The sequence below is a fragment of the Nocardioides dongkuii genome, assembly GCF_014127485.1.
In the GTDB taxonomy this organism is placed as follows: domain Bacteria; phylum Actinomycetota; class Actinomycetes; order Propionibacteriales; family Nocardioidaceae; genus Nocardioides; species Nocardioides dongkuii.
Genome location: NZ_CP059903.1, coordinates 308,033 through 320,345 on the forward strand (window position 1 = coordinate 308,033; position 12,313 = coordinate 320,345).

10 protein-coding genes are annotated in these 12,313 nt (G+C 73.4%); 8 read left to right on the forward strand and 2 right to left on the reverse strand.

What is annotated here, in order from left to right; all coding sequences use genetic code 11:
• Positions 1-72: 72 nt before the first annotated feature.
• From H4O22_RS01460 to H4O22_RS01480, 5 genes are read left to right on the forward strand one after another with little or no spacing between them, the layout of a single operon-like run.
• Entirely contained in the window at positions 73-429 is a 357-nt protein-coding gene (locus tag H4O22_RS01460; RefSeq protein WP_182525353.1) for an L-rhamnose mutarotase, read from the forward strand.
• A 1-nt stretch (position 430) separates the two neighbouring features.
• Positions 431-1,609 carry an L-rhamnose isomerase gene (gene rhaI / locus H4O22_RS01465; RefSeq protein WP_182525354.1) on the forward strand — a complete coding sequence of 393 codons (1,179 nt, stop codon included), beginning with the start codon at positions 431-433 and terminating at the stop codon, positions 1,607-1,609.
• Between the two features lie 57 nt (positions 1,610-1,666).
• Positions 1,667-3,703, forward strand: coding sequence for a bifunctional aldolase/short-chain dehydrogenase (locus H4O22_RS01470; protein ID WP_182525355.1), 2,037 nt, complete (start codon positions 1,667-1,669; stop codon positions 3,701-3,703).
• The gene (locus H4O22_RS01475) at positions 3,700-5,193 is read left to right on the forward strand and encodes a rhamnulokinase (protein ID WP_182525356.1); all 1,494 of its coding nucleotides are present in this window, start codon (positions 3,700-3,702) and stop codon (positions 5,191-5,193) included. Before H4O22_RS01470 ends, H4O22_RS01475 begins: the two co-directional genes overlap by 4 nt.
• Before the next feature lie 31 nt (positions 5,194-5,224).
• Positions 5,225-8,206 carry a glycosyl hydrolase gene (locus tag H4O22_RS01480; protein ID WP_182525357.1) on the forward strand — a complete coding sequence of 994 codons (2,982 nt, stop codon included), beginning with the start codon at positions 5,225-5,227 and terminating at the stop codon, positions 8,204-8,206.
• An 89-nt stretch (positions 8,207-8,295) separates the two neighbouring features.
• On the opposite strand, the gene H4O22_RS01485 is transcribed toward H4O22_RS01480, so the two are convergent.
• A complete protein-coding gene (locus H4O22_RS01485; RefSeq protein ID WP_182525358.1) occupies positions 8,296-8,982 on the reverse strand; it encodes a FadR/GntR family transcriptional regulator in 687 nt (228 codons plus the stop codon).
• Positions 8,983-9,098: 116 nt separating this feature from the next.
• Between H4O22_RS01485 and H4O22_RS01490 the strand changes: the two genes are divergently transcribed.
• From H4O22_RS01490 to H4O22_RS01500, 3 genes are read left to right on the forward strand one after another with little or no spacing between them, the layout of a single operon-like run.
• Entirely contained in the window at positions 9,099-9,845 is a 747-nt protein-coding gene (locus H4O22_RS01490; RefSeq protein ID WP_182525359.1) for a (Fe-S)-binding protein, read from the forward strand.
• Complete coding sequence (locus H4O22_RS01495) at positions 9,842-11,344, forward strand: lactate utilization protein B (protein ID WP_244963062.1); 1,503 nt, start codon at positions 9,842-9,844, stop codon at positions 11,342-11,344. Before H4O22_RS01490 ends, H4O22_RS01495 begins: the two co-directional genes overlap by 4 nt.
• A complete protein-coding gene (locus tag H4O22_RS01500; protein ID WP_182525360.1) occupies positions 11,341-11,940 on the forward strand; it encodes a LutC/YkgG family protein in 600 nt (199 codons plus the stop codon). Before H4O22_RS01495 ends, H4O22_RS01500 begins: the two co-directional genes overlap by 4 nt.
• A 14-nt stretch (positions 11,941-11,954) precedes the next feature.
• On the opposite strand, the gene H4O22_RS01505 is transcribed toward H4O22_RS01500, so the two are convergent.
• Positions 11,955-12,149 (reverse strand): helix-turn-helix domain-containing protein, encoded by a 195-nt coding sequence (locus tag H4O22_RS01505; RefSeq protein WP_182525361.1) that lies wholly within the window; start codon positions 12,147-12,149, stop codon positions 11,955-11,957.
• Between the last annotated feature and the right edge of the window lie 164 nt (positions 12,150-12,313).

Sequence of the window (12,313 nt, forward strand, 5' to 3'; positions counted from 1 at the left end):
CCACCGCACCGCCCGGCCGGCCCCTCCGCGGGGCCGGCCGGGTCCCCCCACCACGCCGAGAGGCAGGAACCGTTGCAGCGCGTCTGCTTCCAGCTCCAGGTCCGCCCCGACCGGATGGCGGAGTACAAGGAACGCCACGCCGCCGTGTGGCCCGACATGCTCGCCGCCCTCCACGACACCGGGTGGCACAACTACTCGCTGTTCCTCCGCGAGGACGGCCTGCTGATCGGCTACCTCGAGACTCCCGACCTCGCCGCCGCCCAGGCGGGCATGGCCGCCACCGAGGTCAACGCCCGCTGGCAGGCCGAGATGGGTGAGTTCTTCGTCGAGCTCGACGGCGTACCGCCCGACCAGGGCTTCCTCGTCCTCGAGGAGGTCTTCCACCTCGAGGACCAGCTCGACCACCACCACGCACGAGAAGCGAAGTGACATGACGACGTTCAGCCAGATCGCGCCCCAGCTCGAGGGCCAGGCCATCGAGCTGCCCTCCTGGGCGTTCGGCAACTCCGGCACCCGGTTCAAGGTGTTCGGGACCCCGGGCACCCCCCGCTCGGTCGAGGAGAAGATCTCCGACGCCGCGACCGTGCACCGGTTCACCGGCCTCGCACCGAAGGTCGCCCTGCACATCCCGTGGGACCGCGTCGAGGACTACGCCGCGCTCCGCGCGTACGCCGAGCAGCAGGGCGTGGCGCTGGGCACCATCAACTCCAACACCTTCCAGGACGACGCCTACAAGTTCGGCTCCCTGACCCACGTGGACCCGAAGGTCCGCCAGAAGGCGATCGACCACCACTACGAGTGCATCGACGTCATGGGCGCGACCGGCTCCCGCGACCTGAAGATCTGGCTCGCCGACGGGTCCAACTACCCCGGCCAGGCCGACCTCCGCGGCCGCCAGGACCGCCTGCACGAGTCGCTCGCCGCGATCTACGAGCGGATCGGCGAGGACCAGCGCCTCGTGCTCGAGTACAAGTTCTTCGAGCCGGCCTTCTACCACACCGACGTCCCGGACTGGGGCACGTCGTACGCCCAGGTGAGCGCCCTCGGCGACCGGGCGACGGTCTGCCTGGACACCGGCCACCACGCGCCCGGCACCAACATCGAGTTCATCGTCATGCAGCTGCTGCGGCTCGGGAAGCTCGGCTCGTTCGACTTCAACTCGCGCTTCTACGCCGACGACGACCTGATCGTCGGCGCGGCCGACCCGTTCCAGTTGTTCCGGATCATGTTCGAGGTGATCCGCGGCGGCGGCTACGGTCCCGCCGCCGAGTCCGGGCACAGCGACGTCGCGTTCATGCTCGACCAGTGCCACAACGTCGAGGACAAGATCCCCGGCCAGATCCGCTCGGTCCTCAACGTGCAGGAGATGACCGCCCGCGCGCTGCTCGTCGACCGGGAGGCGCTCACCGTCGCGCAGGAGGCCGGCGACGTCCTCGGCGCGCACGAGGTCCTCATGGACGCCTACCAGACCGACGTCCGCGCCGACCTCGCCGCGTGGCGCGAGGAGCGCGGCCTGCCCGCCAGCCCGATGAAGGCGTACGCCGCGTCCGGCTACCAGCAGGAGATCGAGGGGTCCCGCGTCGGCGGGACCCAGCTCTCCTGGACCTGAGGTCCCGGGCACCCGCCCGCACCTCGACACCGTATGAACCACCCTCCGGAAGGAACCATGACGAACCCCGCTGCGGCCGAGCTGATCGCCCGGTCCAACCGCCTCGGCGCCGACCCCAAGAACACCAACTACGCGGGCGGCAACACCTCGGCGAAGGGCACCGAGACCGACCCGGTCACCGGTGAGCCCGTCGAGCTGCTCTGGGTCAAGGGCTCGGGCGGCGACCTCGGCACCCTGAAGGAGTCCGGCCTGGCCGTGCTGCGGCTGGACCGGATGCGCGCGCTCGTCGACGTCTACCCGGGCATCGAGCGCGAGGACGAGATGGTCGCCGCGTTCGACTACTGCCTGCACGGCAAGGGCGGCGCCGCGCCGTCGATCGACACCGCCATGCACGGGCTCGTCGACGCCGCGCACGTCGACCACCTGCACCCCGACTCCGGCATCGCCATCGCCACCGCGAAGGACGGCGAGCAGCTGACCGCCACGATCTTCGGCGACCGGGTCGTCTGGGTGCCGTGGCGCCGTCCGGGCTTCCAGCTCGGCCTCGACATCGCCGCGATCAAGGAGCAGAACCCGCAGGCGATCGGCTGCATCCTCGGCGGCCACGGCATCACCGCGTGGGGCGACACCTCCGAGGAGGCCGAGGCCAACTCGCTGTGGATCATCGACACCGCCGCGGCGTACATCGCCGAGCACAGCAAGGCCGAGCCGTTCGGCCCCGCCCTCGAGGGGTACGCCGCGCTGCCGGAGGCCGAGCGTCGCGCCAAGGCCGCGGCCCTGGCCCCGACCATCCGCGGGATCGCGAGCCAGGACCGCCCGATGGTCGGCCACTTCGCCGACCACGACGTGGTCCTCGACTTCCTCGCGAGCAGCGAGCACCCCCGCCTGGCCGAGCTGGGCACCTCCTGCCCCGACCACTTCCTGCGCACCAAGGTCAAGCCGATGGTCCTGGACCTGCCGGCGAGCGCCTCGGTCGAGGAGAGCATCGCCCGCCTCAAGGAGCTCGCGGTGTCCTACCGCGAGGACTACCAGGGCTACTACGACCGCAACGCGACCCCCGACTCGCCCGCGATCCGCGGCGCGGACCCGCTGATCGTGCTGGTGCCCGGCGTCGGCATGTTCAGCTTCGGCAAGGACAAGCAGACCGCCCGCGTGGCCGGCGAGTTCTACACCAACGCCATCAACGTCATGCGCGGCGCGGAGGGTCTCTCGACCTACGCCCCGATCGACGAGGCCGAGAAGTTCCGCATCGAGTACTGGGCGCTGGAGGAGGCCAAGCTCCAGCGGATGCCGAAGCCCAAGCCGCTCGCCACCCGGATCGCGCTGGTCACCGGCGCCGCCGGCGGCATCGGCAAGGCCACCGCGAAGCGGCTCGCCGCCGAGGGTGCCTGCGTCGTCGTCGCCGACCTCGACCTCGAGAAGGCGCAGGCCGCCGCCGCCGAGATCGGTGGCCCGGACGTCGCCATCGGCGTCGCTGCCGACGTGTCGAAGGAGGACGCCGTCCAGGCCATGGTCGACGCGGCCGTGCTCGCCTTCGGCGGGGTCGACCTGGTCGTCAACAACGCGGGCCTCTCGCTCTCCAAGTCGCTCCTCGAGACCACCGAGGCCGACTGGGACCTGCAGCACAACGTGATGGCCAAGGGGTCCTTCCTGGTCTCCAAGGCGGCCGCCAAGGTGCTGATCGAGCAGGAGATGGGCGGCGACATCATCTACATCTCCTCGAAGAACTCCGTCTTCGCGGGCCCGAACAACATCGCCTACTCGGCGACCAAGGCCGACCAGGCCCACCAGGTCCGGCTGCTGGCCGCGGAGCTCGGCGCCCACGGCGTCAAGGTCAACGGCGTGAACCCCGACGGCGTCGTCGCGGGCTCGGGCATCTTCGCCAGCGGCTGGGGCGCCAACCGCGCCGCGGTCTACGGCGTGGAGGAGAAGGACCTCGGCAAGTTCTACGCGCAGCGCACCATCCTCAAGCGCGAGGTGCTGCCGGAGAACATCGCCAACGCCGTCTTCGTGCTCTGCGGGCCCGACATGAGCCACACCACGGGTCTGCACGTGCCCGTCGACGCGGGCGTCGCCGCAGCCTTCCTGCGATGATCGCCGGCTCCGCCCGGTCGGTCCGGGTCGCCGCCGTCGACCTCGGGGCGACGAGCGGCCGGATCATGGCCGGCCGGGTCGGGCCGCGCTCGCTGCACCTGGAGGAGATGCACAGATTCCCCAACGGCGGCGTCGAGGCGAACGGCTCGCTGTTCTGGGACGTGCTCGGCATCCACCGCGAGGTCCTGGCGGGGGTCCGTGAGGTCGCCCGCACGGGGCCGCTGCACGGCATCGGCATCGACTCGTGGGCGGTCGACTACGGCCTGCTCGACCGCGACGGCCACCTGCTGGGCAACCCCTTCAGCCACCGCGACTCCCGCACCGACGGCGTCGCCGCCCGGGTGCTGGAGACGGTGGGGGCGGCCGAGCTGTACGCCACCACCGGCCTGCAGAACCTGCCGTTCAACACGGTCTACCAGCTCGCGGCCGCGCGGGGCACGGCGGCGCTGGAGTCGGCCGAGCAGCTGCTCCTGCTGCCCGACCTGCTCGCCTACTGGCTGACCGGCCAGGTCGGCGCGGAGCGCACCAACGCCTCCACCACGGGGCTGTACGACGTGCAGACCCGCACGTGGGCGGTCGACCTCGCCAAGCGGGTCGGGCTGCCGTGGGCGATCCTGCCGCCGCTGCGCGACCCCGGCGACGTCATCGGCCCGGTGCTCGGCGACGTGGCCGAGCAGCTGGGCGTCAGCGGCGACGTCCCCGTCGTCGCCGTCGGCTCCCACGACACCGCCTCGGCCGTCGTGGGCGTGCCGGCCGTCGAGGACGACTTCGCCTACATCTCCTCCGGCACCTGGTCGCTGGTCGGCCTGGAGCTGGAGAAGCCGGTGCTGACGGAGGCGGCGCGGCTCGCCGACTTCACCAACGAGGGCGGCGTCGACGGCACCGTCCGGTTCCTGAAGAACGTGATGGGCCTGTGGGTGCTCTCCGAGTGCCTGCGCACCTGGGCCCACCAGCGGATCCGCGAGGCGAGCCTGGCCGCCGTGCTCGAGGGCGCCGAGGACGCGCCCGCGCTGCGTACGGTCATCGACATCAACGACCCGCGGCTGCTGCCGCCCGGCACCGGGGCCGAGAACGGCATGCCGGCCCGGGTCCAGCGGCTGGCCGAGGAGGCGGGGGAGCCGATCCCGCGCACCCCGGTCGCGATCGCCCGCACCGTCCTGGACAGCCTGGCGCTGGCCTACCGCCGGCACCTGCGCACCGCCGCCGACCTGGCGGGCCGGGACGTCTCGGTCATCCACGTCGTGGGCGGCGGCTCGCAGAACGCGCTGCTGTGCCAGCTCACCGCCGACGCCGCCGGGATCCCCGTCCTGGCCGGCCCGTCGGAGGCCGCCGCGCTCGGCAACGTGCTCGTCCAGGCCCGCACCCTCGGCGCCGGGCTGCCGGACCTGGCCGCGATGCGCGACCTGGTCCGCCGTACCCACGAGCTGCACCGCTACGAGCCCCGTCCCGGCTCCGACTGGGACGCGGCCGAGGCCCGCCTGTCCCGCTGACCCCCCACCACCACCCCCCCCGGGAGCACGCATGAACGACGTCCGTCCGACCCCTCACCCCGTCCGTCGCCGGACCCTGTTCGGCGGCGCCGCCGCAGGCCTCGGTGTCGCTGCGGTCTCCGGCGCGGTGCCCGCGGGCGCCACGGGCGGTGGTCCGGCGGCGGCGAAGCAGCTGCTCCGGTCCTTCGCCCGGCCGGGCACCGCCACCGCCGCCGGCTTCCGCTGGTGGTGGCCCAACGGGCTCGTCGACCCCCGGGAGATCGAGCGCGAGGTCGACCAGGTGGCCGACGCCGGGTTCGGCGTCCTCGAGATCGCCGACGTGACCCACAGCCTCCGCGCCCGGGACATCGAGATGGACCTCGGCCGGTACGGCTGGGGCACCCCGTCCTGGGTGCGCGGCGTCAAGGCGGCGCTCGCCCGGGGCGCCCGCCGCGACGTGCGCATCGACATCACGGTCGGGCCGTCCTGGCCGGCCGCCGTCCCGACGGTCACCCCGGACGACGACGCCGCCTGCACCGAGCTGGCCCACGGCCAGGCCACGGTCGCCGCCGGGGCGTCGTACGACGGCGTGGTGCCCGCGCCCGTCGTCGCGGCGGACGCGGCGAGCACCCGCAGCGAGCTGGTGGCCGTCCAGGCCTTCCGCGACCTCGGCACCGTCAAGGCGGTCACCACCCTCGACCCCGCCTCGCGGGTCGACCTGACCGACCGGGTCCGCGACGGCCGGCTGACCTGGACCGCGCCGGCCGAAGGCGCCTGGGTGCTGTTGTCCTACTGGCGCCGCGGCTCCGGGCAGCAGCCCGAGGCCGGGCCGCACACCGACCCGCCGTCGTACGTCGTCGACCACTTCAGCGCCGCCGGCTCCGACGCCGTCGTCGACCTGTGGGAGGACCGGGTCCTCGACCGCGAGCTGCGGCTGCTGCTCCGCAAGGCGGGCGGCTACCTCTTCGAGGACTCCCTCGAGATCGAGACCGACGCGACCATCTGGACCCCGCGGATGCTGGCGGAGTTCCGCACGCGCGCCGGCTACGACCTGCTGCCCTACCTGCCCGTCGTCGTCGAGGCGCACGAGAAGTACCTGTTCACCTTCGACGCCGCGACCACCACCCGGGTCCGCGACGACTTCAACCAGGTGCTCAGCGACCTCTACCGCGACCACCACCTGCTGCCGCTCCAGCGCTTCGCGCGCTCCCTCGGGATGGGCCTGCGGGTGCAGCCCTACGGGCTGGAGACCGACACCGTCGAGCACTCCGCGCTGCTCGACGTGCCGGAGACCGAGTCGCTCGGCTTCAAGAACCTCGACGACTACCGGGTGATGGCCGGTGGCCGCGACCTCGCCGGGCACACGATCCTGTCCTGCGAGGCGGCCTGCTACAACGGCGCCGCCTACAACACCACCTGGGACCGCGCGCTGCAGACGCTGAACAGCATCTTCGCGGCCGGGGTGAACCAGTGCGTGCTGCACGGCTTCGCGTACGCCGACGCCCCGGGCGTGACCTGGCCCGGATTCGCCGCGTTCTCGCCGTACTACGACGGCGCGATCGGGTACGGCGAGGCCTGGGGCCCGCGGACCCCGCAGTGGCGGCACATGCCGGACGTCGCCGGCTACCTCGCCCGGACCCAGCTGGTGCTGCAGACCGGCGCCCCGAAGTACGACATCGTCTTCCTGCGCCAGAAGGGCTGGGCCTCGACCGGCGTCGGGCCGCACTGGGTCACCAACAACGGCACCGCGATCGGCTGGTCGCACTCCTTCGCGACCGGGTCGCTGCTCGACCTGCCGCTGGCGAAGGTCCGCCGGGGCCGGCTCGCGCCGGACGGGCCGGCGTACAAGGCGATGGTGATCGGGCCGGACAAGCTGCGCGGCAGCGAGATGACCATCGACCTCGACGCCGCCCGCAAGGTCCTCGGCTACGGCCGGGCCGGGCTGCCGATCGTGCTGATCGGCGACTGGTCGCAGGTGCACCCCGTCGGCGTGCACACCGAGGCCGAGCTCGCCGAGGTCCGCTCGCTGATGACCCGGATCGCCGCGCTGCCGACGACCCGGACCGTGCCGGAGGCCGAGGTCGGCACCGCCCTCGCCGAGCTCGGCGTCACCCCGGACGTCCGCCACGAGACGTCGACCGTCCAGCACCTGCGCCGGGTCGAGGGCGACACCGACCTCTACTACCTGGCCAACGCCAAGCACGCCGAGAACCGCAAGCTGGTCGCGGTGACCCAGGACGTCTGGCTCACCGCCACCGACTCCTCGTCGGTGCCCTACCTGCTCGACGCCTGGTCGGGCACGGTCACGCCGATCGCGGCGTACGAGCGGGACGGCGAACGGGTGCGGGTGAGCGTCGACCTGCTGCCCGGCCAGTCGACCATCGTCGCGCTGACCCCGCCGTCGCGCAGCGAGCGGACCCCTGCCGTGGTCGCCTCGACCGGCACGGTCCGTCGCGACGGGAAGCGCGTGGTCCTGCGCGCGGCCGCCGCCGGCGCGCACAGCGTCACGCTGGCGTCGGGACGCGTGGTCCGCACGTCGGTGGACCGCGTGCGGGAGCCCGTCGTACCCACGTCGTGGGAGCTGTCGGTCGAGGACTGGCAGCCCGGCGCCACCGCCACGTCCACGGTGCGCCCGGTGCGTCGTACCACCCTCACGACGCTGGCGCCCTGGTCGCAGGTGCCCGGGCTGGAGGACGTCTCCGGCATCGGCCGCTACCGGACCGTGGTCGACCTCGGCCGCGACTGGACCGACGAGGACGGCGCGCTGCTCGAGCTCGGCGAGGTCAACGACACCTTCCGGGTGACCGTGAACGGCGACCGGCTGCCGCCGTGCGACGTCCTCGACACCACCGTCGACCTCGGCGGCCGGCTGCGCCGCGGGCGCAACGTCATCGAGGTCGAGGTCGCCTCGACCCTGCTGAACCGGCTCCGCACCGTCACCCCCGAGGTGTACGGCGTGGCCGCCCGCCAGGCCTACGGCCTCCTCGGCCCGGTCCGCCTGGTCCCGTACGCCGAGCGGACCCTCAAGGTCTGACCCACCCGCCCCGGCCTGTGGAGAAGATCGCCGAGTCGGCGCACATGTGCGCCGACTCGGCGGGGTTCTCCACAGGCGGCGGGGCGGCGCTACGGCGCGAGGAGGCGCCGCGAGGAGTGGATGTGCTCGGCCATCAGGTCGCCGGCGCGGGTCTCGTCGCCGGCGGCGATGGCGTCGTGGATCGCGCGGTGCTCGGCGTACAGCCGGCTGCGTACGGCGGGCCAGCGGTCGCCGAGCTGCTCGAGCTCGCGCAGGATCGGCAGCCGCATCGCCTCGCGGATCGCGATGGTCATGTCGGCGACCAGCCGGTTCCCGCCCGCCTCGGCGACGGCGATGTGGAAGGCGGTGTCCAGGTCGTTGAACTCGTGCCGGTCCGGCTCGGCGGCCATCGCCTGCAGCGGCTCGGCGACGGCGGCGAGCGCCGCGGGCGAGGCGTGGGCGGCCGCCAGCGCGGCGCTGGAGCGCTCCAGCATCACCCGGGCCGCGACCACGTCGTCCATCGCGAAGTTGGCCAGCGCGACGTGCAGCCGCAGCAGCCGGGTCAGCGCCTCGGAGGGCAGCGCGGAGACCACGGTGCCGGCGTCCGGCCCCGAGCCGACGCCCGAGCGCACGACGCCCTGGGCCTCGAGCGTCCGCATCGCCTCGCGGACGGCGGCCCGCGAGACCTGCAGCTGCGCGGCGAGGTCGCGCTCGGGGGGCAGCCGGTCGCCGACCTTGAGGGTGCCGGCCAGGATCTGCTCCTCGACCCGCTCCACGACGTGCTTGTAGGCGCGCACCCGGTCTCCTCGCCACGGTCGGCGTACGCCGGTGTTGACGGCGTCGCGGGCGCGAGCCTATCGTCGGAGCCTGTGGTCAGACCACACCCTGGTACGGGTTCTCGAGAAGAGGTCGGATGCGCGTCGCGTTGATGGTCACCTGCGTCAACGACGCGATGTTCCCCGAGACGGGGAAGGCGGTCGTGACGCTGCTGCGCCGCCTCGGCGTCGACGTCGAGTTCCCGACCGCGCAGACCTGCTGCGCGCAGCCGATGGTCAACACCGGCTACCTCGACGAGGCGGTGCCCGTGGTGCGCACCTTCGTCGACGCCTTCGCGGGGTACGACGCGATCGTCACGCCGTCGGGCTCGTGCGCCGGGTCGGCGCGGCACCAGCACGGGATCGTGGCCCGGCGCTCGGGCGACGCCGCCCTGGAGCGCGCGGTCGCCGAGACCTCGCCGAGGACCTACGAGCTGACCGAGTTCCTCGTCGACGTGCTGGGCGTGACCGACGTCGGCGCCTACTTCCCCCACCGGGTGACCTACCACCCCACCTGCCACTCGCTGCGGATGCTCGGGGTCGGCGACCGGCCCCGGCAGTTGCTCGAGCAGGTCCGCGGCCTCCGGCTCACCGAGCTGCCGGCGGCGGAGGAGTGCTGCGGGTTCGGCGGCACCTTCGCGGTCAAGAACGCCGACACCTCGATCGCGATGGGCGCCGACAAGGCCCGGCACGTCCGCGACACCGGTGCGGAGGTGCTGGTCGCGGGCGACAACTCCTGCCTGATGCACATCGGCGGCGTGCTGTCCCGGCAGCGCTCCGGCGTCCGGGTGATGCACCTGGCCGAGATCCTGGCCGCGACCGAGGACGCGGCGGTGACCGCGTGAGCGGCACCTTCGTCGGCATGCCGGCGTTCCCCGAGGCCGCCCGCGCGGCGCTCGGCGACACCCAGCTGCGGCACAACCTGGCGCACGCGACCGGGGTGATCCGGGCCAAGCGCTCCAGGCTGGTCACCGAGGTCGAGGAGTCGATGCCGGAGAGCGGGGGCTGGGAGGCGCTCCGGCTCGCCGGGGCCGGGGTCAAGGACCGGGCGCTGCGCGACCTGGAGACCCAGCTGGTGCTCCTCGAGGAGCGGCTGACCGCCGCCGGCGCCACCGTGCACTGGGCCCGCGACGCCGCCGAGGCGAACGCCATCGTGGTCGCCGTCGCGCAGCGGCACCAGGCCACGGAGGTCGTCAAGGTCAAGTCGATGGTCACCCAGGAGATCGGCCTCAACGAGGCCCTCGAGGCCGAGGGCATCGACGCCTGGGAGACCGACCTCGCCGAGATCATCGTGCAGCTGGGCGACGACCTGCCCAGTCACATCCTGGTGCCCGCGATCCACCGCAACCGCGCCGAGATCCGCGAGATCTTCCTGCGCGAGATGGGCAAGGTGGGCAAGCCCGCCCCCGAGGGGCTCACCGACGAGCCGGCCGTGCTCGCCGGCGCCGCCCGCGAGCACCTGCGCGAGAAGTTCCTGCGCGCCAAGGTCGCCGTCTCCGGCGCCAACTTCGCGATCGCCGAGACCGGGACCCTGGTGGTGGTCGAGTCCGAGGGCAACGGCCGGATGTGCCTGACCCTGCCCGAGGTGCTGGTGTCCGTGGTCGGCATCGAGAAGGTGGTCCCGACCTGGGCCGAGCTCGACCCGCTGCTGCGGCTGCTGCCGCGCTCCTCGACCGGCGAGCGGATGAACCCCTACACCTCCACCTGGTCCGGGGTGACCCCCGGCGACGGACCGCAGGAGGTGCATGTGGTCCTGCTCGACAACGGCCGCACCCGCGCGCTCGCCGACGACGTCGGCCGCCAGGCGCTGCGCTGCATCCGCTGCTCGGCCTGCCTCAACGTCTGCCCGGTCTACGAGCGCACCGGCGGGCACGCGTACGGCTCGGTCTACCCCGGGCCCATCGGCGCGATCCTCAACCCGCTCCTCAAGGGCACCGGCGACCCGCAGACCGACTCGCTGCCCTACGCCTCGTCGCTGTGCGGCGCCTGCTTCGAGGCCTGCCCGGTCCGGATCGACATCCCCGAGGTGCTCGTCCACCTGCGGTCCAAGGTCGTCGACGGGCACCGCGACGACACCGTCCCGAAGGCGGAGGCCGTCGCGTTCAAGGGCGCGGCGTACGCCCTCGGGGACTCCCGGCGACTCGCCTGGGCCGAGCGGGCCTCCGGCCTCGCCGGTCGGGTGATGACGCGCTTCGGACGTACGTCGCTGCCCGGCGGCCGCGCGGCCGCCGGCCGGGTCCCCGGGCCGGGCGTGGGCAAGTGGACCAGCGCCCGCGACCTGCCCGCCCCGCCCGCGGAGTCCTTCCGCGCCTGGTGGAAGCGCACCGACGGAGGACGACGATGAGCTCGGCCCGTGAGGACATCCTGGGCAGGGTCCGCGCCGCCCTGGCCGACGTGGAGCCCGACCGCGAGCCGGTCGTGGCGCCGCGGCTCGCCGTACGACCGGCCGAGGAGGTCGTCGACCTGTTCGCCGAGCGGGTCGAGGACTACCGGGCGATCGTCGAGCGGTGCACCCCCGAGCAGCTGGCCGGGAGGGTCGCCGCCGCCGTGCCCCCCGGCGCCTCGGTCGTGGTGCCGGCCGGTCTCTCGGTCGACGTCGCGGGCGCGGCCGTCGACGACGGCACGCTGACCTCCGCCGACCTCGACGCCCTCGACGTGGTCGTCACCGACGCCCGGGTGGGGGTCGCCGAGACCGGCACGATCGTGCTCGACCACACCGCGGGGATGGGCCGCCGGGCGCTCACGCTGGTGCCCGACCGGCACGTCTGCATCGTCCGCACCGAGCAGGTGGTCGCCGACGTCCCCGACGCCCTGGTGCTCCTCGACCCGGCCCGCCCGCTGACCTGGATCAGCGGACCGTCGGCCACCAGCGACATCGAGCTCGACCGGGTCGAGGGCGTCCACGGCCCCCGCACGCTGCACGTGATCCTCGTCGGCTGAGCCGACCGGCGTCCTCAGACCAGGCCGACCCGGACCGCCCGGACCAGGACCTGGGTGTTGTTCTCGAGCCCCCACGCCCGGCGCAGCGAGAGCAGCCGGCGGTTCAGCGTGCTCTCCGAGACGTTGCAGGCCACGGCCGCCTCGGCCGCGGTCGCGCCGTCGGCCAGCCGGGCCAGGATCCGCAGCGTCAGCTCGTCGGGTCGCTCCAACGGGGGCCTCCTCCATCGCGGCGCTCTGTAACGATTCATCAGTCCGCAGGGGATTGTGGCAGTGATCACGCCAGTCCGGAAGCCTCGTCCACGGGTTCCCGCCCTCCGCGGAGGGGTGACCGAACACGGTCAACTTGTCTGGAAGCCCTGGCCGGGCCGCTTCC